The sequence below is a fragment of the Emticicia oligotrophica DSM 17448 genome (assembly GCF_000263195.1).
Taxonomy (GTDB): Bacteria; Bacteroidota; Bacteroidia; order Cytophagales; family Spirosomataceae; genus Emticicia; species Emticicia oligotrophica.
Genome location: NC_018748.1, coordinates 319687 through 344961 on the forward strand (window position 1 = coordinate 319687; position 25275 = coordinate 344961).

Consider the following 25275-nt stretch of genomic DNA (forward strand, 5'->3'; position numbering starts at 1 on the left):
TTTTATTCAGCCAAAAAAATAAAACTTTGGTTAGAATCTAATAATTAGCTGATAAGTGATATTTTCGCGAAAAATATTATTCGTATAACAATGATTAGCAAAGCAAACATAAGCGACATCCCTGCTTTAAATTTATTAGTTAATTCGGCATATCGTGGAGAATCCTCTAAGAAAGGTTGGACAACCGAAGAACATTTATTAGATGGGATTAGAACCGATGAAGAGTCTTTAGAAGAACTACTTACAAACCCCAATGCCACCATTCTAAAATATTCGGAAAATGACAAAATTCTCGGTTGTGTTTACCTTGAAAAACAAGCAGATAAACTTTACTTAGGAATGTTAACAGTTTCGCCCGAATTACAAGGAGCAGGAATTGGGAAAAAATTAATCAAAGCTGCTGAACAATTAGCTAGAGAAGAAGATTTAGAAAAAGTATCTATGACTGTCATTTCAGTAAGAAAAGAACTCATAGAATTTTACGAACGCCGAGGATACCAATCAACTGGAGAACGAAAACCATTTCCAATGGATAACCCAAAGTTCGGATTACCCAAACAAGTTTTAGAATTCATTGTGATGGAGAAAAAAATCGCCTAATCAAAAGAGGTTATTGATTCGGTTTTGAAGATTTTCAACAAATTTTATGTCTAAACTCTAATTTTCTTAGTTATAACTTTATGTAAAAACATCAACTTTTCCGAACAAAACCTCATTTTTTCAGTCTTAAACACTGATTTTCAAAGATTATTGTTCCAATAATTAGTTTTTTTTCGTATCTTTGCATACTTTTTTTTGGAAGACACCTCCCACTAATAATATATTGAGATATGCGTAAACTTCGTATTCTATACGTCGCAAGTGAGATAAATCCCTTCCTGCAAGTTTCAGAAGTAGCTGAATTTCTTCGTAAACTGCCGCAAGCCATGCAAGAGAAAGGCATGGAAATCAGAATTCTAATCCCACGCTTTGGGTCTATCAACGAGCGTAAAAACCGCCTCCATGAAGTGGTGCGTCTATCAGGTATTAATATTACCGTTGGAGATGATGAAAAACCCCTGATTATTAAAGTAGCTTCGATACCAACTGCAAAATTGCAAGTTTATTTTTTAGACAACGAAGACTATTTTAACAGAAAATACGTTTTCTTAGATAAGGAAGGAAGTTTTTACGATGATAATGACGAAAGAACAATTTTCTTCTGCAAGGGCGTATTAGAAACTGTAAAAAAACTTGGTTGGGCTCCTGACATCGTTCATTGTACAGATTGGATGACATCGTTGATTCCTTTGTATTTGAAAACGACTTACAAAAACGACCCTGTCTTTAAAGATACTAAATCAGTATTTACAGTTTATAACAATAGCTTCGACCATAAATTCGATGAAGACATTATTGAAAAAGCCAAATCAATGGATGTTTCGGATGAAAATTTATCAAACCTACGTTCAGCCGATTTTGAAGGTTTTATAAAAATAGGTTGCCAGTACGCCGATGCTATTGTAAGAGCCAACGAGGAATCGAATGAAAAATTAAGTAAACTTTTGAATGAAATTGCAGCAAACACTATCGAAGCAAGCATTGAAGATGACAACGTTACGGAAACGTATTTTAACCTTTACACAGAACTTGTTCCTGAATAATATTGGTATAGATGTAAAGTTTTTACATCTCAAAACAATGCGGAATTTAGCAATAATGCTATTTTCCGCATTATTTTTCTCGTGCGAAGACCCAACCGCAATTCTTATCAATACATCAAACACTGGTGGTCAGGTAGCAACTATTTTTACAGATACTGTAAAAGTAGCCTCATCGTCATTATTGCTTGATTCAACATTTACATCCGGACAAGCTGGTGGGGTAGTTGGACGCTATAAAGACCCTCTTTTAGGAGAAGTAAGTGCGAAAACATTTACCGAAATCTCCCTCCCATTATTGAATACAGATGTATTTACAACACTTAAGTTTCCTGCGGCAGACTCAGGTATCACTGTTTATGACTCTGTTTACGTATTTTTTGCTCATAATGGCTTTGCTTACGGCGATAGTACCAAAGATTATAATCTTACGCTTCACCGTCTCACTCAGAGCTTTGATAAAACAAGATATACTAATGAAGATGTAATGACTTACGACCCAACCCCAATGGCAAGTAAGACATTTACTTATAAAGAATTAAAGCGTGCTAATTCAACCGTACAGGATAGTTTAATTTCGATGAAATTACCGAAATCACTTGGTGAAGAAATTTATAAATTATTCTATACAGAATCAGGTTCAACAATCGAAAAATTTACTGCTGCTGTCAAAGGAATTGCTTTAGTTTCAAACCAAACAGCTCAGAATGTTTATGGTATTTCTTTAGCCGGAAGTTATATTCAGCTTTACTACCATACTACTACATCGACTGATAGAAAGAGTATTCCACTTACATTTTACTCAAAGCGTTTTAGTCAAATACAAGGTAATAGAGCGGGTACAGTTCTACAAAACTTGAAAAAATTACAACCAATTTCGTCAAGCCTAACCAGCAATCGTGCATATTTACAATCAGGTATCGGAATATCACCAAAGATTAATTTCCCTTCATTATCAGCATTTGCAACAAGTGGTAGTTTGATTGTCAATAAAGCTGAATTAGTAATTGAGGCTGATTTAGACCAAATCACTGGTAATTATCCCGTTCCAGCTCAAGTATCATTAGTGCATTTAGACAATGAAAATAGATTGAGAAAAACATCAACAGGTTTAATTGATTTTGTGGGTCTAGATGGTCTAACTGGCACTCAATATACGGCATCTTACAATAAAACCACCAATAGTTATAGCTTTAATTTCACTTCTTTACTTCAAGACTTGATTAATAAAAAGCAAACAAACAACGGATTAGCAATCGTTCCTAGTTTATTGAATACAACAACCTCTACCATCTCGGTTTATAATAGTAATGTATCTAGATTAGTAGTTAAAAATATAAAGCTGAATGTTTATTACTCAACGAAAAAATAAGTTGGTTTTGAACAAAAAAAAGCCCAGTTTGAAAGTCTCAAACTGGGCTTTTGCTTAATGAAACTGCTCAGTTTCCGTAGAATTAGCCATAGCAGTTGTTGAAGCGGCACCCGCAGTAACGACATTCTGAACGGCATCAAAATATCCAGTACCAACAAAAGCTTGATGTTTGATAGCCTTAAAACCTTTATTTTGAAGAGCAAATTCACGTTGCTGTAATTCAGAGAAACCAGCCATGCCTCGTTCAACATAAGCACTCGATAACTCAAACATGGCAGTATTTAGGGCATGAAAACCAGCTAAAGTTATAAATTGGAACTTATAACCCATCTCAGCCAATTCTTCACGAAAGGTGAGCATTTGATTTTCGTTCATGTATTTTGCCCAATTAAATGAAGGTGAACAATTATAAGCCAACATTTTTTCAGGATATTTTTCTCGAATTCCTTGAGCAAATTCTCTAGCTAAACCTAAGTCTGGATTTCCAGTTTCCATCCAAATTAAATCAGCATAGGGAGCATAACTTAAACCACGATTGATACCTTGCTCTAATCCATTTTTCACATAAAAGAATCCTTCGGGTGTACGTTCAGTAGATTTAATGAATTTATGGTCACGTTCATCAATATCAGAGGTAATCAAATTAGCAGCCTCTGCATCAGTCCTTGCAATTACTAAAGTTTGAGTGCCCATCACATCAGCGGCCAAACGAGCGGCAATAAGTTTGTTAATGGCTTCTTGGGTAGGCACCAAAACCTTTCCACCCAAATGACCACATTTCTTGGCTGAAGAAAGTTGGTCTTCAAAGTGAACACCAGAAGCACCTGCTTCAATCATCATTTTCATCAATTCAAATGCATTCAAATTTCCTCCAAAACCAGCTTCTGCATCTGCAATAATTGGCACTAACCAATGTGTATCTCCTTCACCATTAACCGATTGAATCTGATCAGCACGTAATAATGCATTATTAATTCTACGAACCACACTTGGAACTGAATCGGCTGGATAAAGGCTTTGGTCAGGATACATCTGTCCAGCTAAATTGGCATCTGCTGCTACTTGCCAACCAGATAGGTAAATAGCTTTCATTCCTGCTTGAACCTCTTGAATGGCCTGATTTCCTGTTAAAGCTCCTAAACCAGCTACCCAATTATCTTGATTAAGCATTTTCCAGAGGCGTTCAGCACCCAACTTCGCAATGGTGTGCTCAATTTGAAAAGAGCCAGTAAGTTTTACTACTTCATCAGCAGTATATGGTCGTTCGATACCTTTCCAGCGTGGATTAGTTGTCCAATCAGAAATTAACTCATTGATTCGTTGTTGTCTCGTTGTCATTTTTGTAATTAGTTTATTGTTGATGAAATGTTGTTTGTATTTTATTCGGAAAACTTATTCAAGTTCTTTATATGCACCTAAAGTCAGAAATTCGCTGAATTGGCGTTTCATAACTAATGTATTGAATAACTCTGCTGCTTTTTTATATTTCCCCTCTGGAATTTGACCATTTTCTGCCAATTTTTTAATCTTTTCCACTTCTTCAACCAGTAGTTGATGGTAATAATTAGGTTCAATAATATCTCCTTCTTGAGTCTTCACCCGATGTTTCAGCCATTGCCAAATTTGTGCTCTTGAGATTTCGGCAGTTGCAGCATCTTCCATTAAATTATGTATGGCAGCAGCACCAATGCCTCGTAACCAAGAATCTATGTAAAGAATTCCTACATTGATATTCGTTCGAAGACCGTTTTCTGTTATTGTGGCATTATCAATTCTTACATCCAATAAATCGTCTGCAGTTACCCTTACATCCTCCCTCAAAATTTCTTTTTGGTGAGACTTTTCCCCTAATTTCTTATTGAATGCTTCCATAGCCACTGGCACCAAATCTGGGTGAGCTACCCAAGTTCCATCAAATCCATTATTTACTTCGAGTTCTTTATCGGCAGTTACTCTCTCAAAAGCCAAAGTATTAACTTTTTCATCTCTCCGATTCGGAATAAATGCAGCCATTCCTCCAATAGCATGTGCCCCTCTTCGATGACAAGTTTTAACCAATAATTGAGTATAGGCACGCATAAAAGGTACTCGCATCGTTACATCTGCACGATCAGGCAAGATAAATTCTGCATGATTTCTAAATTTTTTGATTACACTAAAGATATAATCCCATCGACCAGCGTTTAGACCAGCTAAATGACGGCGAAGCTCGTAGATTATCTCATCCATCTCAAAAGCAGCCAAAATCGTTTCTATCAAAACCGTAACCTTGATTGTTCCAATTGGAATACCCAAAGTTTCTTGGGCTGCTACGAAAATATCATCCCATAAACGTGCTTCTAAATGACTTTCAAGTTTAGGTAAGTAAAAATATGGACCACTGCCATTTTCAATAAGCTGTTTTGCATTATGAAAAAAATACAAGCCAAAGTCAAAAATTGACGCTGAAATTGGTTCTCCCTCAACTTCTAAATGCTTTTCTAACAAATGCCATCCTCTTGGTCTTACTTTCAACACAGCCGTTTTTTCATTCAAAGAATAAGTTCTACCATTTTCTGCTATAAAATCTATCTCACGACGAATGGCTGCTCGTAAATTCAACTGGCCTTCTATACAATTATCCCAAGTAGGAGAATTAGCATCCTCGAAATCAGCCATGAAAACTTTTGCTCCTGAATTGAGAGCATTGATTATCATTCGTCGGTCAACGGGGCCAGTAATCTCAACTCGTCGATTTTGCAAATCTTGTGGAATAGGATTTATTTGCCACTCCGATTCTCTTATCTGTTTAGTAGACTCTAAAAAGTTAGGCATTTCACCAGCATCGATTCTATGCTGACGCTCTTGGCGTTGTGTCAATAAATCTTCTCTTCTCCAATTGAACCTTTTGTGTAGCCCAATAATAAAATCAATGGCTTCAGGAGTTAAGATTGTCTCATAGGCTGGTTTTACTTCGCCTAAGATATCTACTGAGGTGTCGGTATTTGTTCGCATTTTAAAATTTGGTTAATTGTTGATGAAGTGTATGATGATTCAAAGCTATAAAAGGAAATTCAAACTAACAAGCGAATATTCGCTATATATACAATATTCGCTATTAATTCTTTATATAAGAATATATTTTCTTGATATTATTTTATTTATATATATTATTTTAGCATTTATAGATAAAAAAAGAAAAAATATCTTTGATTCAATGGCTTATTAATTAAAATTTTATAAGAATTGACTCTTTACAGCTAAATATTTTTCCATTAAAAATCAAAAGAAAAGAATGTCAAACAGGCATTATTTGGATATATAAATTTTTATATACATTTGAATCAAAGTCAAGAAATACAGTATTTATTGGATATTTCACAGATAAAGTATTGTTTTTTCTATAGTAAAGGTTTATCAACAAAATTGATAGGTTAAGAGAAGCAATTCATTGAAGTATAAAGTTTTTTCTAACCTAGAAATCTATTCTAAATCACCAAAAAATATGTGTGGAATTGTAGCTTATGTGGGGCACAGAGAGGCTGCTCCTTTAATTATTAAAGGATTGAAACGTTTGGAATACCGTGGCTATGATAGCTCGGGCATTGCATTATTGAATAGTAATGGATTAAAAGTATATAAGAAAAAGGGGAAAGTAAAAGACCTTGAAAACGAGCTAAGAGATAAAGAACTTTCTGCTACCATCGGCATTGGCCATACTCGTTGGGCAACACATGGTGAGCCAAACGATGTTAACGCTCACCCTCATTATTCAAATAGTGGAAGATTTGCCATCATTCACAATGGAATTATTGAAAACTATGCTTCAATTAAGCAAAGTCTTTTAAACAAAGGTTATACTTTTCAAAGCCAAACAGATACAGAAGTATTGGTAAACTTTGTAGAAGATATTCAAAAAAACAAGAAGTGTTCGCTAGAAGAAGCCGTAAGAATTGCCCTTCATGAAGTAGTGGGTGCGTATGCCATTGTAATTATGGATGCTGAAAATCCAACCCAACTCATTGCTGCACGCAAGGGAAGTCCTTTAGTGATTGGTATAGGAGATGACGAATTTTTCTTTGCTTCTGATGCTACACCAATTATAGAATATACAAAAGATGTAGTTTATTTAGATGATTACGAAATTGCGGTTGTAAAAGATAATGAACTCACAGTCAAGAATTTATCGAACGAAGAAATTGACCCCTACATTCAAACAGTTGAATTAGAGTTAGAAGCTATTGAAAAAGGTGGTTATGAACATTTCATGCTAAAAGAAATCTTCGAGCAACCACGTTCGATTGCCGATTCGATGCGTGGGCGTATCAATACTGAAGATGCCACATTGGTTTTGGGAGGTTTGGGAAGTTATTTAGATAAAATTGCCAAAACTAAACGAATTGTAATTGTTGCTTGTGGTACTTCTTGGCATGCTGGATTAGTGGGTGAATATTTATTTGAAGAATTGGCACGTATCAATGTTGAAGTGGAATATGCCTCTGAATTTAGATACCGAAATCCAATCATCAAAGAGGGAGATATTGTGATTGCTATTTCGCAATCTGGAGAAACTGCCGATACAATGGCCGCTTTGGAACTGGCCAAATCGAAAGGGGCTATTATTTTGGGCGTTTGTAATGTAGTTGGTTCGTCCATTGCTCGTATTACTCATGCGGGAGTTTACACTCACGCAGGGCCTGAAATCGGGGTAGCCAGTACAAAAGCATTTACAGCACAAGTAACGGTGCTTTCTTTGATAGCTATTGCGGTGGCTCAAAAGAAAGGCACTATCAGCAATGAGCTTTATCGTGAATTAATATTTGGATTAGACGCAATACCGAGTAAAGTTGAGAAAATTTTAAAAAATGCAGAAAAAGTAAAAGATATTTCAAAACTATTCACATTTGCATCAAATTTCATCTTCTTGGGTCGTGGGTTAAATTTCCCAGTTGCATTAGAAGGAGCCTTGAAATTAAAAGAGATTTCATACATTCATGCCGAAGGATATCCAGCCGCAGAAATGAAACACGGCCCAATTGCATTGATTGATGAAGATATGCCAGTGGTATTTATTGCTACCAAGGATAGTTCATATGAGAAAATTGTTTCGAATATTCAAGAAGTAAAAGCTCGTAAAGGTAGAGTAATTGCAATTGTTACAGAAGGAGATAATTTGATTCCTAACATGGTGGACTTCACGATTGAAGTACCAAGAACCAACGAACTTTTATCGCCAATATTGACTTCTATTCCATTGCAATTAATATCTTATTATATCGCCGTACTTCGTGGAAGAAACGTTGACCAACCACGTAACCTTGCAAAATCGGTTACTGTGGAGTAAACTTTTAAACTTGGCAGGATTACAAAACCCTGCCAAGGTTTTTATACATAGGCTTCATTCTAATTACAACCGATTTTGAAGTTGGAGTTTTACTAATATCAGCGAAACTATCAATCGGTACTAAAACATTGGCTTCTGGAAAATAAGTTGCCACACATTTTTGCGGAATATTGTAAGGTACAACGATAAATTTCTCAGCTATTCGCTCAATCCCACCGTGATTATTATAAAGATTCACCACCTGATATTTTTCAAATTTTGCTTCTTGCATATCAGTTTCATTCATCATAATGATTCTTCTTTCATTAAAAATCCCTCGGTATCGGTCATCTAAACCATAGATTGTAGTATTAAATTGGTCATGACTTCTAATAGTCATCATCAAATACTCACCTTCTGCCAATTTTATGTTTTCCAATGTATTTATAGTAAACTTGGCTTTTTGAGTATCGGTTGAAAATTTTCTTTCACGAGGAGGATTTGGTAAATAGAAACCTCCATCATTTCGAACACGGATATTATAATTATCAAAACCTGCTATTGATTGCTCAATTAAATCTCTGATATTATCATAATTGGCTATGAGTTTATCCCAATCAAGATTTGTACTTTTTAAAGTCGCTTTTGCGATTCCTGCTACGATGGCTGGTTCGCTCAGCAAATGTTCAGAGACAGGCTTTAGATTTCCTTTGCTACTATGCACCACTCCCATCGAATCTTCAACCGAAACAAATTGTTCGCCACCTGCTTGCATATCAAGGTCAGTTCGGCCTAAAGTTGGCAAAATCAAAGCCGATTTTCCGTGAATTAGATGACTACGATTGAGTTTGGTAGAAATATGAACCGTTAAATCGCAATTTTGCAGGGCTTTAGCCGTAAACTCAGTATCGGGTGTAGCTGATAAGAAATTACCTCCCAAACCAATAAAAACTTTTGCTTTACCTTCCGCCATTGCTTTGATAGCCTCTACAATATCATAACCATGCTTTCGTGGAGGTTCAAAACCAAATACTTTTTGTAGATTATTTAAAAATTCTGCTTTAGGTCTTTCAAAGATACCCATTGTGCGGTCGCCTTGAACGTTTGAGTGTCCACGTACGGGGCAAGTTCCACCACCTTCAATACCAATACTTCCTTTTAATAAAAGAAGATTAACCACCTCACGAATGGTTGGCACTGAATTTTTATGCTGGGTTAGCCCCATGGCCCAGCAAACGATAATTTTTTTATTTGTAATCAATAATTCAGCCGCCGCTCTTATTTCTTCTAAGGCAATACCACATTCGGCTGAAAGCTGCTCTAAAGATTCCTTTTCAAGGCTTTTTATATAATTTTCGTAGTTTTCTGTATGATTAATTAAAAAATCTTTATCAAAAACCTCTCCTGTTTGCTTTTCTGCTTCAAATAAAATCTTGTTGAAGGCTTTTAATAAGGCCAAATCTCCATTGATTCTTATTTGTAAATAAATATCCGTTAGTTTTTCACCACCAAACAATACATCTTTTACTTCTTGTGGATGCTTAAACTTCAACAAACCTGCTTCGACTAAAGGATTTACTGATATTATTTTTGTTCCTGCACGTTTGGCCTTTTCGAGAGCAGAAAGCATTCTTGGATGATTTGTACCGGGGTTTTGCCCGAGAATCATAATCACTTCTGCCTTCTCAAAATCTTCTAATTTGACCGAACCCTTTCCTAAACCTAAAGTTTCACCCAAAGCCGAGCCACTTGACTCGTGACACATATTTGAGCAATCGGGCATATTGTTTGTACCATACATTCTGATAAAAAGTTGGTATAAAAAGGCGGCCTCATTACTTGTTCTTCCAGATGTATAAAATATTGCCTCATCAGGTGAATCTAAGCTATTTAATTGATTACCAATAAGTTGAAAAGCATCAGTCCAAGATATTTTTTCGTAGTGCTGTACTCCTTCTCTTACAATTAAAGGATGCGTTAATCTTCCCTGCTGACTCAACCAATAATCAGATTTTTGTGAAAGCTCTGCCACCGAATATTTTTGAAAAAAAACGGGAGTAACTTTTCTCGTAGTGGCTTCCTCGGCAATGGATTTTGCTCCATTTTCACAATATTCAGCAATTTTTGAACGTTGACCATCAGGGTCTGGCCATGCACAACTGGGGCAATCGACACCACCTTTTTGATTTAAGTTTAATAGAGATTTTAGGCCTCGTCTGATTGGCATCGCACCAAAAACGTGCTTTACAGAAGAAAATACCGCAGTAAAACCCGCTGCTTCTTTGGCTGGTTCAGCAGTTTTTATTCCTGTAAAATCGGTGGGTGGTTGGGGGTTTATTTTTGACATACTATTTTGCGTTTTTCAAACATAGCGAAAAATCTACTTCTACGATAGTTCATTGAATAAATTCAATGCCTAAAAGAACAAAGGAACTGCTTTCTATTCTAAATGAAACTGAATAAATTCTGTTTTGATAAAATTATTCAATTCGGCTTTCGTGCGAATAAACATTAAACCCATTTTCTCTTAAAAATCCAATTAACGTAACTCCCAATGATTGGGCTGTTTCGATGGCCAAACTTGAAGGTGCTCCCACACAAGCTATAATCGGAATACCCGCCATTGCTGCTTTCTGAATTATTTCAAAACTTGCCCGACTGCTCATAACCAGAATATTATGCTTAAGTGGTAAAATATTAGCTTGAAATGCTGCTCCTATAACTTTATCAAGGGCGTTATGGCGACCAATGTCTTCTCTCAATACTCCTATTTCATTATCAATAGGCGAATGAATCATAGCGGCATGCAAACCGCCTGTATATTGAAAAAAAACCTGATGCTTTGTTAAAATTTTAAGTAAACTCTGTATAAACTCAACTGAAACTTTGAAATCACTTTTAGGAATAATCGGGCATTTTTGCTCAATCGCTTCGATGGTGGCTTTCCCACATACACCACAACTTGACGTTGCATAAAAGTAGCGTTCAGAATTTCGAAAATCTACTTCTATGGATGGCTTTAACTCTATTCTTACTATATTTTGCTCGGCTTGTCGGCCAGCATCAGTACAATAATGAATAGATAAAATATCTTCTATTTGACTAATGATACCCTCCGTAAATAAAAAACCTAATGCCAACTCAAAATCATGACCAGTGGGCGTTCTCATCGTGACTGAAATACTCTTTTGTTGTCGATTTTGTTCATTTCCAAACCCTAAACGAATTTCTAAAGGCTCTTCCCAAGCTACCAAATCGGGTGTTTTTTCCACATTTTTCGCCCCAAATTTCTTTATTTCAAAAGATTTTATTCCGTACATTTGCTCAGAGGTTTTCTTTATTCGACCAAATTAGTAAAACTTCTTTGATTGATAGTTGTTTGTTTATTAAAATGCTATTACGCTATCGTTCACAAGTTTCAAACTTGTCCTACAATTTATTCATCAATAATAAAATAGCCTGATCTTCAGTCAGACCTTGAAAAAACTATGAAAAAAATTCTAATTTCTCTCTTGTTCCCCAGTTTAGCAATGGCTCAGTATAATTATCCAGTAACAAAAAAAATCGACCACACCGACACGTATCATGGTACCGTAGTTGCCGACCCTTATCGTTGGCTTGAAGATGACCGTTCGGCAGAAACCTCCGAGTGGGTAAAACAACAAAATGAAGTAACCAATAAATACTTCGAGCAAATTCCGTATCGTGGCGAAATCATGAAACGATTGGAAAAAATCTATAATTACCCCAAATATTCTTCTCCTTCACGCAAAGGAGAATGGTTCTATTTCTACAAAAATGATGGTTTACAGAATCAATCTGTACTTTATCGCCAAAAAGGGCTTGATGGCATACCAGAGTTAGTTATTGACCCCAATAAACTTTCTGCCGATGGTACTACACGTTTGGTACAATTTGTATTATCGAAAGATGGAAAGTATGGAGCAATGGCTTTATCGAAAGGTGGTTCTGACTGGCAAGATATTGTAATTATGGATATGGCTACGAAACAAAACCTAAAAGATAAACTCGAATGGGTGAAAGTTTCGGGTATTTCGTGGCAAGGAAATGGTTTTTATTATAGCCGTTATCCGAAACCAGAAGGAAGTGCTTTAGCCGCCAAAAACGAAAATCATCAAGTATTTTTTCATAAAGTTGGTACAAGTCAGGCAGAAGATGAGCTGGTTTTTGAAGATAAAACCAATCCTCAACGCTTCAATGGCGTTTATACGAGTGAAGACCAAAAATTTGCATTCTTGAGCATCAGCGACCGTGGTAAAGGAAAAGATGGAAATGCCCTTTATTACAGAGCTGCGGGCGAGAAAGAATTTAAACCAATAGTTTCGGAAATTACCAATTCGAGTTATAGCATTGTTGATAATGTTGGTCAAGCATTTTTGGTACAAACCAACCACAATGCACCCAATGATAAAGTAGAAAAGTTTGATATTGTCACTGGTAAATGGTCAACGATTTTACCCGAAAAACCAGAGCCATTACAAGGAGTAAGTTCGGCAGGTGGTAAGTTATTTGCCTTGTATTTGAAAGATGTCACGACTCGTGTGTATGTCTATGATTTCAACGGAAAGCTTGAAAATGAAGTACAATTACCATCTTTGGGTTCGGCAGGTGGCTTTGGTGGCGAAGCTGATGATAAATTTGTGTTCTATACTTTCAGCACCTTCAACTACCCTCCTACTATTTTCAGGTACGATATTGCAAGCAAGAAAAGTACGGTTTTCCGCTCGCCAGAAGTAGATTTTAAAGCAACTGATTTTGAAACGAAACAAGTTTTCTATACAAGTAAAGATGGCACGAAAATTCCGATGTTTATTGTCTATAAAAAAGGCTTAAAACTCAATGGACAAAATCCAACATTGCTTTATGGCTACGGAGGCTTTAATGTAAACTTAAATCCAAGTTTTAATCCAACCCTAATTCCATTCTTGGAACAAGGTGGCGTTTATGCTTCTGCGAACCTTCGTGGTGGTGGCGAATACGGCGAAAAATGGCATGAGCAAGGTATGAAACTCAAAAAACAGAATGTTTTTGATGATTTTATTGCGGCAGGAGAATATTTAATTAATCAAAAATATTGTGATAACGCTCATTTGGCCATTCGTGGTGGTTCAAATGGTGGTCTTTTGGTTGGAGCAGTAATGAATCAACGTCCAGATTTAGCAAAAGTGGCTATTCCACAAGTGGGTGTAATGGATATGCTTCGTTTCCAAAAATTTACAATCGGTTGGAACTGGATTGCCGATTATGGTTCGTCGGATAATGCTGAAGAGTTTAAAACTTTATACGGTTATTCTCCGATTCATAACATAAAATCGGGTATTAATTACCCAGCAACACTCATCACAACGGCCGACCACGATGATAGAGTTGTGCCAGCTCACTCATTCAAATATGCTGCTACATTACAAGAAAAAGGAGCCGGAAGCAGCAAAAATCCATTATTAATAAAGATTGATACAAACTCTGGTCATGGAGCAAGTAATACCAAGAAAAACCTCGAATCAACTGCTGATATTTATGCGTTTATTTGGTGGAATATGGGCTTTGTGCCGAATTTTTAAGAAAAGAAATTATGGCACATCTTAAAGATGTGCCATAATTTATCAAACTTGCTCAACCAATTTTCTAAAATCGTTTTCTCTTTCTTGAATGAAAAAGGGGGTGTATCACCCCTTTTTCATACCTTAGTAATTAAAATTTCATTATGTATTTTGCTATGACCAATAATCCAAGAAACCACCATCTTGTTCCACAAAAAGGATACTTAGAAAAGTTTACCAATCGAAATAAACAAATTTTTAAGTGTAAATTAGATACAAAATTACCTCAGAAGTTTAAAGGGTTTGCTACAGCTGCAATATGCTATGATAAAGATTACTATAAATTTGATAATGTAAGTTTGCTGAATCCATACAACATACAAGACCCATTTTATATTGAAAAAAATGTATTTCAAAAATATGAGAATCGCATTGGAATTGTAATAGATAAAATTGCAAAAAAACAGTCTTTTTTGACAAAAGATGATTGTGAAAAGCTAATTTTTGGTTTGGTTGATATAAAATTCAGAAATCCATTTTTTAGAAAATCTGATTATGTTAAGACTATTGATAATGTAGTCGATGAAATGATTAATGATGTTTTTTTTATTGAACATATTTCAAAAGAATTCAATTTACCCATTGAATTAGCTATTGAAGCGACTTACTTATCAAAAGAGAATTTAAAAAATAATACATCTAAAGACCTTCATAATTTATTTTTACTTAATCGACATTTAGAAGAAAAGTCAATTCATAATTACATTAATTTTTTACTAATAAATCTCGATTGGCAAATCCTTTATTCTCCAATAAATAATCAATTTATAACATCAGATAATCCTGGATTTTGTTTAGAATCGGGTATGTTATTTAATACTAAATTCAAAGGTAACTTTACATTCATCTTCCCTCTAACTTCGAGATTAGCTTTACAAATATCTGCTAATAAACATTCACATTCAAAGAATGATTTAAAAATATTGAATTACTTAAACATTCCTTATGAATTAGTTCATTTTATAAATTTACAGACAGCAGCAGTTGCTAATAATGAAATCTATGGGGCTAATGAAAATGTTCTACGAACTGTTTGGAACAGTACCCAACAATACAAAAGTACCCCAAAATAAGGTTTTAGTAAGCCTTTTTATAATTTTTCACCCCTCCACATCCTGATGTTTCCAAAGTTCTTGAAAAATTGGATTTGTAGTTTTTAAAACCTCGAAAGTACCCTCGGCTACAATCTTCCCTTGACTGAGTACGTACACATAATCGAAATAGCGAAGTAAATGCAAACGATGAAGCGAAGAAATGACTGCTTTATCGGAGAAAGTTTCAAACAAACGCTCATAAATCAATGCTTCGGTTTTGGGGTCAACGCTGCTCGTTGGTTCGTCCATCAGCACCACTTCACTGGTTTGGGCGGCCAAAATTCCACGAGCCAAAGCCAAACGTTGCTTTTGTCCACCCGAAAGATTGACTCCTTTTTCTTGAATACTTGATTCTAAGCCATTGGGAAGATTTTTGGCCGTATCAGTAAAATAAGCTTCATCACAAACCTTCCAAACATCATCTTTCTCAAAAGGTAATCCAAGTGTAATATTATAGCGAATCGTATTCTCAAAAATCTCAGGTTCTTGCGGAAATAGCGTTACGGTTTCGTTGAGCGTTGCCATCTGAAAGGGTTTTCCATCAACTTCAAATTTCATATTCGCTTCTGGCTCATAAAGCCCTCTTAATAAGGCAAGTAGCGTACTTTTTCCACTACCGCTTTCACCAATAAATGCAATTTTCTTACCTCGTTGAATCTTTATCGAAATATCATGTAAACTCTGCGGAGCGTGACCTTCATCATACGAATCTCGGTGCGAAAAACTTAGATTATCAATCGAAATTGTTTGCCATTTTTGTGGCAAAGCAATGGTCGTTTCTGCTCGGTGATTATTGGCATAATCGTCAGCAATCGAGCGAGCCGTTTGCACATCGGTATTGTACTGCACAATTTCGGTGTATTGCCAAGCCACATCATGAAAAACACTAGTAAACTGATTCACAAAGCCCAACAATGTAACTAAACCACCTACATAAAAAACCTTATTTGGCTCGTAATTTTGATACACGTAACCCAACGTAATCACCACATACGTGAGACCAACGAGCATTTCGGCCGTAAACCATTTCCATTCATTAATCTCCACATTTTTGCGAAAAGGTGGAAATAAATCCTTCACTTTTGCCATTAAACCCAACTCCATACTTTTTTCTAATCGAAGCGTAATGACGGTAATGATGTTTGAAAGACTATCAAAAAGAGTTGAAGAAATCGTGTGTTCTTTTTCATTTACTTCATCAAGCGTTTTGATGAAAGGTTTATCGAACTTAAAAATGACCCAAACCGTAAAGATGCCAATCAAAATACCAATTCCTCCGAAAAGAGGCGAAAAATAGAGCATTGCCCCAAACGAAAACACAAACTTTGAAAGTGCATGTAGAAACATAAAACCATTTTGAAAGAAATTTTTAAGTGCCTCATAAGCTTTCCGAATTCGGTTAATGGTTGAGCCACTGTGGTGGTCTTGGTGCCATTTTACGGGTAAATGCAAAGCTTGATGATACATTTCTTGCAAGAAATTTCGACTTAAATTAAAAGCTAATTGTCGCTCCATGATTCGTGCAGGGCCATGAAACGCCCATTCTAAAAGCTTTAGGCCAAGATAACCTACGGCGTACCAAACCGTATATTTAATTGTATGCTGAAAATCATGCTGAATTTTATCAATAAACCACCCGAATAAAATCGGGTTCAAAGAAAACACCACATTGGCTATTGCAAACATACCGTAAATCAATAGGTATCGTTTACGTTCGTGCTTGGCATATTTCCAAGCGGTTTTCAATAATGAAAAATATGGGTTTTTATAAATCGTCTTCTCCTTCATATCAATCAAAGCTACAATAATCTAATTTTAAGACCACAATTTAGTCAATTTTAGCCTTGTGTTTGAATAAAGTATCAATTTTGAGCAATAAATCATTTGCAAGCCCACATACTTCCCTATACTTTTACAAGCTAAAATTCAACCCTAAGTATGCCAAACATTACTCGACAAACATTTCTTAAACAATGTTTAGGAATTGGCTCCATGTTTACACTCTCGCCTTATTTTTCTTGGGCAGAAGATACAGATACTTTCTTACAAAATGTTGTAAAAGCTAATAATCAAGAAGTTGAAAAACTACTGAAAATTTTTGAGGTTGAAATCACCGAAATTCGAAGAAGATTAGGGTTCGATTTTGCGAATCTTTCAGCGGCAATAGCCGAGCCAACTTCACGCTATTATCAGAAAACAGAGCTAATACCAGCTATGACTCGTATTTTAAAATTTCTGATTAAATTTCAAAAAGTAGATGGCACGCTTGACCTTGGTAATTTGGCATCCCCGCCCGACACCGCTTTTATTTTAGAGCCTCTTTGTGTAGCTGATAGAATTCTACGTAAAATATCAATTCCAGCTCTCAATAACGTAAAGGAATTATTAAAAGACTTTATTCTAGAAGCTGGTGAAGCCATGCGAACAGGTGGCGTGCATACGCCTAATCATCGCTGGGTAATTTCGGCGGCATTGGCACGTATCAATGATTTATATCCTGATAAAAAATATGTCAGAAGAATAGATGAATGGCTTTCTGAATATATTTTTATTGATGCCGATGGCCATTATCTTGAACGTAGTATGATATATGGAGAAGTGACAGACAACTGCCTCATTACAATGGCAAGATTACTGAATCGTCCTAAATTATATGACTATGTACGAAAAAATCTTCGAATGAGCTACTATTATATGGAACCTAACGGTGAAATGGTTACAAATGATTCGAGACGTCAGGACCAATTTATTGGTATGAATGCACTTCCCTTTTATTTAGACTATCGTCACATGGCTATCCATGATAATGATACAGAATTTGCGGCAATCAGTAAGCAAATTGAGCAAATAAAAGGTTTTGAAGAGAAAAATATGCCAGATTTATTAGCATTCTTAACCGATGATGCTGATTTACGTAAGCCTCTACCAAAACCTGCCGAATTGAACACTAATTTTGAACAGTTTTTCAAAACCACAAGTTTAGCTAGAATTCGCCGAAAAGATACAACTTTGACCATTTTCGGTGGAACGGATAAACCCACAATTATTGCCTCAGGGCGTTCGACCAGTCCGAGCTTCTTTAGCTACCGCAAAGGTGAAGCCATTCTGAAATACATGCGTTTCTCAACAGATTTCTTCAGTACAGGTTATTTTAGAAGTGATGGCTTAAAGAAAGAAGGAAACCAATATATACTTAGTCAAAAAATTGAAGCTCCCTATTATCAGCCATTACCTGATGAGTTTAAACGTGCTGATGGCAATTACCAACATTCACCGAGTACCGATGGTAGATTCTGGAATAAAATGGACTTTGAGAATCGCCCGCAAAGCAACATCAAAACCATCGAAACTACAATTAGTATAGAAGAAAAAAATGGTTTAGCCGAGCTGTTGTTTAATGTAAAAGGTGCAGAAGGCGTAAAAGTTACAATTGAGTTTTGCTTTAGAGAAGGAGGAGAATTTATTGGTTTGAAAAAACTTGATGATGCCGATAATTATACACTCGAAAGTGGAACGGGTGAATATAAATTCGGGAAAGATAGTATTAAATTTGGGGATGGAATTTTCAAACATTCAAAACTTCGAGGCCTTGAAGGAGAAATGTACACCTCACATTTTGGGAGTCTTCGAACCGAAGGAATGCACGTTTTCTTGACGGGCATTGTTCCTTTTAAGCATAAAATAACACTATCATAGTTCGAATGCAAATTTATAGTGTACTTAATTGCCGTCTGCTTTAGCTGACGACATTATCATAAAAGCAAAATGGCTTTAAACAAACCCAATATAGAAGTTTAGGCTAAAGCCATTTTGCTTTTTTCCCTTCATCCCGTCGGTTAAAACCGACGGCAATTAATGTTTAATTTCATTTTATCACTGACTCCCTCATTTCATTTTTTTTATTCCGGTCTGCTTCAGCTGACGAACGCTGTCATGAAATCAAAACTCAGAGATTCAACCAATAGGTTACTTTGGCTAGAATTGCTCGGTTTTTAGGCATCCAAGCTTCTGAATTATAGTTGTCTGTATATACCAAGAAGAAATCCGAAACTGGAGCAAAACGCCATTGTAAACGTGAATTAACATTTACGTTTTTGATTTGGCTATTGTATTGAACATAACTCGTCCAGAATAAACTTTTTGAAAATGTTAAATCAAATTTTGGTCCAAATAAATAGACTTTATTACTTCCTGTAGAAAGATGAATATCATTATAGCTAAAATTAACCGATAAAAAGCCATAAGGTTGAAAACGATAAGAAGCGGTTCCTACCATACTTACAATGCTTCCATCATAATATTGACCAATTAATGGCTGAAAGTTAACCGAAAATTTCTTCCTCAAATCAGAAACATAATTAGCCGAGAAATTATAATAAGTATAACTTGTTCCTTTCTTCAAAGAAGGAAGTGTTCTATTACTTCGGAGTGCGTCAAAATCATTAAACAGATATGTATAATTTTGATTTAAAGTCATTAATATATTCGCTGAATTCTGGAATCCTAACAACAAGAATGGACCTGCTTGGCGGTCTGTTACTCCAAGCCCAGGTTGACTATATTGGTCATAAGCAACACCGTAGCTAATTCTATTAAAAGTTCTCGACTTAGGAAAAATATTAAACCCAATAGTAGGATTGATGTGAAAAAAGTTTTTGCGAGGAACAAAGCCTACTTCTGCATCAAAACCTTTACCTACCCAATCATGCGACCACTTCGCAATTAGTTTTCTAACACTATAGTTTAGACTAAAACCATGAGCAAACTTCTCATTCACACTAATCGGACTGAAAACCTGATGATAATACAGTTTTCCATTCCAACGATTATCTTTAGATGCTAAATTATACTCCAAACCAGCCACACGGTTATAAGCATTTACGCCCTTACTTAGCTCCTTACCTAAAACTTCTTTGTTAACAAAAATTGCAGCAATATTCGAACGACCAAACACTCTTCTTTGCAAAGCCGCTACCGAATAATTCATACTGGCAATGCCCTTATACGAGTCAGCAGCCGTTTGCGTATTCAATACTCCTACCCTCCAGTTATCATCTATTTTACCACTAATTCTTGCACCATAGGTAATTCTATTTTGCACGCTCAAGTTTGTGGTAGTATCAATGCCTATACCAATTTGTCTTGAAAAGAAGGGGCTTACAATTTGGTTACCCGCGGCACTCACACCTAACGAACCCGCTGGTGGAACAAATGGGTTGGTATTATAGCCACCAAATCCAGTAAATAAGTCAGAGTTTTCTAAGAAAAACTGACGCTGTTCTGGAAAATTTACATCAAAGCGTGTAAGATTGATAACCTGACGGTCGGCCTCTACATTTGAAAAGTCAGGATTAAAGGTCAAATCTAGGTTCAATCCTGATGTAACTGCCACCTTAGCATCACCACCAAAATTGAGTTTATTTCCTGCATTTGGGTTTTCTGGATGTTCAAAGTCACGCGTGCTTCCAGCAGAAACATAAGGAATAATAGAAATATTTGCTCCTGCTTTTTTTAGTGGTTGTTCAAACTTAATTGGCATCGAATACCCTAAATTCATAATGATTTGGTTTTGTGGAATCCGCATCAAAGTTGATTGTTCATTACTCTGAGTATCAAAACGATACGCCTTGAAATTCCACTGGCTATTTCCATCTTTAAAACGTAATGTAGAAAAAGGAATCGCCAATTCACAAGTCCAATAATCATCATAAATTTTTGTTACGGCCTCCCACTTGTTATCCCAATATATATTAAAATATTCATTGGCGGTTCCACCATTATAAAGTAAGGCTTCACGCATAACGCCATAGGGATTTATTCCGAACAAAAAGCTATTAGTTTTATCGTTGAAAGTATCAAACAAAAAACTTACGTTATCGTTTCCACCAGCTCTAAAATCTCTACGAAACGAAGGAGTAACATATTTTTTTCCTGCTGAATACATTTTTGCAGCTATATAAACATTCTTTGAATCATAGCAAAGCATAATTTCGGTTTGATATTTGGCTTTAATGCTATCCTTCGGAAAAAACTGCCAAAACGATGGCATTTTTTCGGCATTTTGCCAAGCAGGCTCATCAAAAACACCATCAAGTTTGATTTTTTCATTTAAAACTTTGACAGTAGGAATGTGCTGGGCTTTTGCTTGTATAAAAAATGTAAAAAATAAAATTAAAAGGAAAAGTCTATTCATATCTACGAGGAGCGTTAAAATAAGATACAAAAATACGTGTTTTATTTACACTTTTACGTTGATATTTTTACTTATTTTATGGTTATATTGTTCATTATTAATTATTTTTCAAAAAAAACTTATTCTGTCATAACTTTGCTCAATAAAGTGCAATTATCCAAATTCAAACCAAGTACATTTAACTGATTTTCACCAAATTATACCATAAAAACAAACATAACATTCATGAAATATTTATCTTTTTTTGCGGCTCTTAGCCTTTTTTTTAATACAATTTCTTACGCACAGGCACCAGCAGAAAAACACCTAACTAATATCCGACAACTTACTTTTGGTGGCAATAATGCAGAAGCCTATTTTAGTCGCGATAGTAAATACATCAGTTTTCAATCAGATAACCCCGCTTGGGGACTTTCGTGTGACCAAATATTTTACATGGACGTTACAAAAGGATTAAAAGACCCCAAAGTTCGACCTAATTTTATTAGTACAAGTTTCGGCCGCACAACTTGTAGTTTCTTTATGCCTAACGGAAAGGAAATTCTTTATGCAAGTACGCATGAAAGCGGCGGACACGCTTGTCCACCAGTGCCTGATATGGGCAAAAAATATCTTTGGGCAATCTATGACAGTTTTGATATCTATGTGGCTGATTTAAAAGGAAAAGTAAAAAAACGCCTCACTAATACCCCGGGCTATGATGCAGAAGCTACCGTATCGCCCGATGGTAAAAAAATTGTGTTTACCAGTACAAGAAACGGCGATTTGGATTTATATATCATGGATATTGATGGCAAAAATGTCAAGCAGATTACACACGAGCTTGGTTATGATGGCGGTGCATTTTTCTCGCCAGATAGTAAAAAATTAGTATTCCGTGCTTCTCGTTTTTCAACTGAAGAAGAAAAAACAGAATATAAAGAAAATCTTAAGAAGAATTTGGTTGCCCCAACCAACATGGAGATTTTCACTTGTAATATTGATGGCAGTGATTTAAAGCAAATTACCAAGTTAGGTAAGGCCAACTGGGCCCCTTATTTTACACCTAAAGGAGATAAAATTATTTTTGCTTCGAATCATCACTCACAACGTGGATATGATTTCCAGCTTTATATGATTAATATTGATGGAACTGGACTTGAAAAAATTACAACTGAAAGTAATTTCAATGCCTTTCCAATGTTTAGTTATGATGGTAAAAAGTTGATTTTTAGCTCAAATCGCAATAATGGTGGTACTCGTGATACAAATCTTTTTATTGCTGATTGGGTAGATTAAAAACTTAAAATTATTGTAAATATGAGTCATCCCGAATTTTTCAAAGCCCCTTCGAGATAACTTACTAATAAGATTTGGTTTATTCTTTGAGTAAAACTATAAGCCAAACGAGAATCTAAAATAATTAAAAGAATGGCCATTGTTGAAAACATACAGTTTATTGAAAAAGAAATTGCAGGAAAGGATATTACCTTAGTGGCAGTATCAAAAACAAAGCCAGTAGAAATGCTCATGGAGGCTTACAATGCTGGTTTTAAACGATTTGGAGAAAATTATGTACAAGAATTAGTAGGTAAGTATGAAGAAATGCCCAAAGATATTGAATGGCATTTTATTGGACACCTACAATCGAATAAAGTAAAATATATCGCTCCTTTTGTGAGTCTTATTCATTCTGTTGATAGTTTCAAATTATTGCAAGAAATCAATAAGCAAGGAGCGAAGAATAATCGTGTAATTGATTGTTTATTACAAATCTATATTGCCGAAGAAGATACCAAAAGTGGTATGACAGAAGAAGAATGTTTGGAAATTCTTAAACCAGAAGTTTTGGGGCAACTTTCGAATATTAAAATTGCAGGTTTAATGGGAATGACAACCCTTACCGATGATGAAGTTCAAATTAGAAAGGAGTTCAAGAAACTAAAAGACTTTTATAACTCTATTATTAGTGAAAACTCTTCACTACAAATCCTTTCAATGGGTATGAGTGGAGATTATACAATTGCTATCGAAGAAGGAAGTACAATGATTAGAGTTGGAAGCAAGATATTTGGAGAAAGAATCTATCAAAAATAGTTCTTTGATATTTAATTTTGTGCCAAATTTAAAAAATATGGCACAAAATTAACAAAATCAACCAACTTGAAAGCATCTCATACTGATACTTCCCATTTCTACTCCCTCATAAGTATATTTAATTGTTTCCTTCGCATTTATCAAGCCAGCACTATAAATCATCGGTAAATAGTGGTCATAAGATGGGTGTGCGATAGTGCCTAAACTGCCAAATGCTTTAAAGTCGGCCAACTCAGCAAACTGTTGGTTATCTAACTTTTTCTTTACAATTGCATCAAATTCAACCGCCCAATCATAAGGTGTAGGATTATTGTCTCCCCATTTTACTTGTCGTAGATTATGTACGATATTTCCACTTGAAAGAATCAAAACACCTTTATTTCTAAGATTTTGTAATTCTTTAGCCAATTCAAAATGATATTGTGGAGGCTTAGAAAAATCAATACTCATCTGAAAAGTTGGGATATTAGCAGCCGGATAAATATGACGCAACACTGACCAAGCACCGTGGTCGAGTCCCATTTGATGCTCTTCTAAAATACCAATAGACTTTACCTCTTTAATCACCTCACGAGCCATTTCGGGAGAACCTTTGGGCTCGTATTTAACTTTATAAAGTGCTTCGGGAAAACCTCCAAAATCATAAATTGTTTTGGGCGAAGGATTTACCGAAACATACGTCTTGTTCATGGTCAACCAATGGGCAGAAATGACTAAAATTGCCCTTGGTGTTTCAATAGTTTTACCTAAAAGAGCTAAACTATCTGTAAATTTATTATCTGCCAAGGCATTCATCGGGCTACCGTGTCCGATAAATACAACGGGCATTTTATCAGATTTCGGAAACTCATCCGAAATCGTTTTTAATTCGTGTAAGTTCATATTTGTAAATGGCAAAATACCAATTGTTTTCAAGAAATCATTACGATTCATAGTGTTTGTCAGTGAGATAAAAAATCGAATTCTTAAACTATTAATCCTCCAAAACACCAAACTTTCCTTTTGCTAAATCATCGTAAGCTTGAATGATTTCTGCACGCGTATTCATCAAAAATGGTCCATAAGGAACAATTGGCTCATTGATTGGCTCTCCACTTAAAACAAGCAAAACCGCATCTTCAAGAGCCTCAAGTTTTATGTCAGTTCCATCATTTCTGAGTAAAATAAAGTTATCAGTTGGAGCAGTTTCTGTATCATTTACTCTAACACTTCCTTCAATCACCACAATTCCTGTATTATGTTTTTCAGCAAGTGATAATTCAGCAACTGCACCTTTTTTGATACGTACATTATACATATTAATAGATGTAAAAGTTGAAGCCGCACCTTTAATTCCTTTGTGTTCACCAGCAATTACTTCAATAACACCTTGATTATCTGGTAAGTAATATTTGCCTAATTGACTATTTACAATGCCCTGATACTTTGGCGTTGTCATCTTATCTTTTGCTGGAAGATTCACCCACAATTGAACCATCTGAAAAGGACCACCAGCTTTACTATACTCTTTGTCATGGTATTCTTTATGTAAAACCCCGCTTCCAGCGGTCATCCATTGTACATCACCTTCTCCAATAACCCCACTATTACCACTACTATCGTGATGAGCAACTTTACCGTGATAAGCAATCGTTACGGTTTCGAAACCTCTGTGTGGATGTACACCTACTCCTCTTGGTTCATCTTTTGGTGTAAACTCAATTTTTGAGTTATAATCTAATAAAAAGAATGGACTCATTCGATGAAGGCCCATTTGGTAGCCACTTGGAAAGAAATTATGAACTCTAAATCCATCGCCTACCATGTGTGTGGCAGGGGGCGGCAATATTTGCTGAACTGATTTTATATTTTCCATTTTATTGGTTATTCAATACTTACAACTACATTATATGTATATACAACTAATTTTATTATTCAAGAGTTCCTCCACGTTATTTATTTTATTTAACTTCACAAAAATTAATAAATTCTATTCAA

The 25275-nt window shown here is 35.5% G+C and carries 17 protein-coding genes; 9 read left to right on the plus strand and 8 right to left on the minus strand.

What is annotated here, in order from left to right; translation table 11 throughout:
• Nucleotides 1-90 precede the first annotated feature (90 nt).
• The 3 genes from EMTOL_RS01465 (at nucleotide 91) to EMTOL_RS01475 (ending at nucleotide 3012) form a co-directional block, all read left to right on the plus strand.
• Nucleotides 91-600, plus strand: a complete 510-nt coding sequence (locus EMTOL_RS01465) for a GNAT family N-acetyltransferase (RefSeq protein ID WP_015027487.1) — start codon at nucleotides 91-93, stop codon at nucleotides 598-600.
• A 230-nt stretch (nucleotides 601-830) separates the two neighbouring features.
• Entirely contained in the window at nucleotides 831-1643 is an 813-nt protein-coding gene (locus EMTOL_RS01470; protein WP_015027488.1) for a glycogen/starch synthase, read from the plus strand.
• A 37-nt stretch (nucleotides 1644-1680) separates the two neighbouring features.
• Nucleotides 1681-3012, plus strand: coding sequence for a DUF4270 family protein (locus tag EMTOL_RS01475; protein ID WP_197491650.1), 1332 nt, complete (start codon nucleotides 1681-1683; stop codon nucleotides 3010-3012).
• Nucleotides 3013-3066: 54 nt separating this feature from the next.
• Here the strand turns inward: EMTOL_RS01475 and aceA are convergent, their stop codons facing one another.
• Entirely contained in the window at nucleotides 3067-4350 is a 1284-nt protein-coding gene (aceA, locus tag EMTOL_RS01480) for an isocitrate lyase (protein ID WP_015027490.1), read from the minus strand.
• 54 nt (nucleotides 4351-4404) lie between these two features.
• Complete coding sequence (aceB, locus tag EMTOL_RS01485) at nucleotides 4405-6006, minus strand: malate synthase A (protein WP_015027491.1); 1602 nt, start codon at nucleotides 6004-6006, stop codon at nucleotides 4405-4407.
• A gap of 490 nt (nucleotides 6007-6496) precedes the next feature.
• Between aceB and glmS the strand changes: the two genes are divergently transcribed.
• Nucleotides 6497-8335, plus strand: a complete 1839-nt coding sequence (gene glmS, locus EMTOL_RS01490; protein ID WP_015027493.1) for a glutamine--fructose-6-phosphate transaminase (isomerizing) — start codon at nucleotides 6497-6499, stop codon at nucleotides 8333-8335.
• 19 nt (nucleotides 8336-8354) lie between these two features.
• On the opposite strand, the gene EMTOL_RS01495 is transcribed toward glmS, so the two are convergent.
• Together EMTOL_RS01495 and fdhD are read right to left on the minus strand one after the other, a co-directional pair.
• Complete coding sequence (locus EMTOL_RS01495; RefSeq protein WP_015027494.1) at nucleotides 8355-10661, minus strand: FdhF/YdeP family oxidoreductase; 2307 nt, start codon at nucleotides 10659-10661, stop codon at nucleotides 8355-8357.
• A 133-nt stretch (nucleotides 10662-10794) separates the two neighbouring features.
• A complete protein-coding gene (gene fdhD, locus EMTOL_RS01500; RefSeq protein ID WP_015027495.1) occupies nucleotides 10795-11634 on the minus strand; it encodes a formate dehydrogenase accessory sulfurtransferase FdhD in 840 nt (279 codons plus the stop codon).
• A gap of 168 nt (nucleotides 11635-11802) precedes the next feature.
• Between fdhD and EMTOL_RS01505 the strand changes: the two genes are divergently transcribed.
• Entirely contained in the window at nucleotides 11803-13896 is a 2094-nt protein-coding gene (locus EMTOL_RS01505) for a prolyl oligopeptidase family serine peptidase (protein ID WP_015027496.1), read from the plus strand.
• 155 nt (nucleotides 13897-14051) lie between these two features.
• Complete coding sequence (locus EMTOL_RS01510; RefSeq protein WP_305953153.1) at nucleotides 14052-15008, plus strand: DUF4238 domain-containing protein; 957 nt, start codon at nucleotides 14052-14054, stop codon at nucleotides 15006-15008.
• Between the two features lie 27 nt (nucleotides 15009-15035).
• Here the strand turns inward: EMTOL_RS01510 and EMTOL_RS01515 are convergent, their stop codons facing one another.
• Nucleotides 15036-16817 (minus strand): ABC transporter ATP-binding protein, encoded by a 1782-nt coding sequence (locus EMTOL_RS01515; protein ID WP_015027498.1) that lies wholly within the window; start codon nucleotides 16815-16817, stop codon nucleotides 15036-15038.
• 150 nt (nucleotides 16818-16967) lie between these two features.
• Here EMTOL_RS01515 and EMTOL_RS01520 point away from each other — a divergent pair, with 150 nt between their 5' ends.
• Entirely contained in the window at nucleotides 16968-18725 is a 1758-nt protein-coding gene (locus EMTOL_RS01520) for a hypothetical protein (protein ID WP_015027499.1), read from the plus strand.
• 250 nt (nucleotides 18726-18975) lie between these two features.
• Here EMTOL_RS01520 and EMTOL_RS01525 read toward each other — a convergent pair whose 3' ends face one another.
• Nucleotides 18976-21222, minus strand: coding sequence for a DUF5916 domain-containing protein (locus EMTOL_RS01525; protein ID WP_015027500.1), 2247 nt, complete (start codon nucleotides 21220-21222; stop codon nucleotides 18976-18978).
• Nucleotides 21223-21447: 225 nt separating this feature from the next.
• Here EMTOL_RS01525 and EMTOL_RS01530 point away from each other — a divergent pair, with 225 nt between their 5' ends.
• Both EMTOL_RS01530 and EMTOL_RS01535 read left to right on the plus strand, forming a co-directional pair.
• A complete protein-coding gene (locus EMTOL_RS01530; RefSeq protein ID WP_015027501.1) occupies nucleotides 21448-22500 on the plus strand; it encodes a TolB family protein in 1053 nt (350 codons plus the stop codon).
• Nucleotides 22501-22632: 132 nt separating this feature from the next.
• On the plus strand, nucleotides 22633-23298 hold the full coding sequence (locus EMTOL_RS01535; protein WP_015027502.1) for a YggS family pyridoxal phosphate-dependent enzyme: 666 nt from the start codon (nucleotides 22633-22635) through the stop codon (nucleotides 23296-23298).
• 57 nt (nucleotides 23299-23355) lie between these two features.
• Here the strand turns inward: EMTOL_RS01535 and ygiD are convergent, their stop codons facing one another.
• The gene (gene ygiD / locus EMTOL_RS01540) at nucleotides 23356-24231 is read right to left on the minus strand and encodes a 4,5-DOPA-extradiol-dioxygenase (RefSeq protein ID WP_015027503.1); all 876 of its coding nucleotides are present in this window, start codon (nucleotides 24229-24231) and stop codon (nucleotides 23356-23358) included.
• A 40-nt stretch (nucleotides 24232-24271) separates the two neighbouring features.
• The gene (locus tag EMTOL_RS01545; protein WP_015027504.1) at nucleotides 24272-25153 is read right to left on the minus strand and encodes a pirin family protein; all 882 of its coding nucleotides are present in this window, start codon (nucleotides 25151-25153) and stop codon (nucleotides 24272-24274) included.
• Between the last annotated feature and the right edge of the window lie 122 nt (nucleotides 25154-25275).

What these genes read in the sequence shown, in the direction of transcription:
- EMTOL_RS01545 (WP_015027504.1), bottom strand. Translation starts at nt 25,153, where the DNA reads ATGGAAAATATAAAATCAGTTCAGCAAATATTGCCGCCCCCTGCCACA.
- EMTOL_RS01510 (WP_305953153.1), top strand. Translation starts at nt 14,052, where the DNA reads ATGACCAATAATCCAAGAAACCACCATCTTGTTCCACAAAAAGGATAC.
- EMTOL_RS01495 (WP_015027494.1), bottom strand. Translation starts at nt 10,661, where the DNA reads ATGTCAAAAATAAACCCCCAACCACCCACCGATTTTACAGGAATAAAA.
- EMTOL_RS01520 (WP_015027499.1), top strand. Translation starts at nt 16,968, where the DNA reads ATGCCAAACATTACTCGACAAACATTTCTTAAACAATGTTTAGGAATT.
- EMTOL_RS01465 (WP_015027487.1), top strand. Translation starts at nt 91, where the DNA reads ATGATTAGCAAAGCAAACATAAGCGACATCCCTGCTTTAAATTTATTA.
- ygiD (WP_015027503.1), bottom strand. Translation starts at nt 24,231, where the DNA reads ATGAATCGTAATGATTTCTTGAAAACAATTGGTATTTTGCCATTTACA.
- EMTOL_RS01515 (WP_015027498.1), bottom strand. Translation starts at nt 16,817, where the DNA reads ATGAAGGAGAAGACGATTTATAAAAACCCATATTTTTCATTATTGAAA.
- EMTOL_RS01470 (WP_015027488.1), top strand. Translation starts at nt 831, where the DNA reads ATGCGTAAACTTCGTATTCTATACGTCGCAAGTGAGATAAATCCCTTC.
- EMTOL_RS01530 (WP_015027501.1), top strand. Translation starts at nt 21,448, where the DNA reads ATGAAATATTTATCTTTTTTTGCGGCTCTTAGCCTTTTTTTTAATACA.
- EMTOL_RS01535 (WP_015027502.1), top strand. Translation starts at nt 22,633, where the DNA reads ATGGCCATTGTTGAAAACATACAGTTTATTGAAAAAGAAATTGCAGGA.
- aceA (WP_015027490.1), bottom strand. Translation starts at nt 4,350, where the DNA reads ATGACAACGAGACAACAACGAATCAATGAGTTAATTTCTGATTGGACA.
- EMTOL_RS01525 (WP_015027500.1), bottom strand. Translation starts at nt 21,222, where the DNA reads ATGAATAGACTTTTCCTTTTAATTTTATTTTTTACATTTTTTATACAA.
- fdhD (WP_015027495.1), bottom strand. Translation starts at nt 11,634, where the DNA reads ATGTACGGAATAAAATCTTTTGAAATAAAGAAATTTGGGGCGAAAAAT.
- EMTOL_RS01475 (WP_197491650.1), top strand. Translation starts at nt 1,681, where the DNA reads ATGCGGAATTTAGCAATAATGCTATTTTCCGCATTATTTTTCTCGTGC.
- glmS (WP_015027493.1), top strand. Translation starts at nt 6,497, where the DNA reads ATGTGTGGAATTGTAGCTTATGTGGGGCACAGAGAGGCTGCTCCTTTA.
- aceB (WP_015027491.1), bottom strand. Translation starts at nt 6,006, where the DNA reads ATGCGAACAAATACCGACACCTCAGTAGATATCTTAGGCGAAGTAAAA.
- EMTOL_RS01505 (WP_015027496.1), top strand. Translation starts at nt 11,803, where the DNA reads ATGAAAAAAATTCTAATTTCTCTCTTGTTCCCCAGTTTAGCAATGGCT.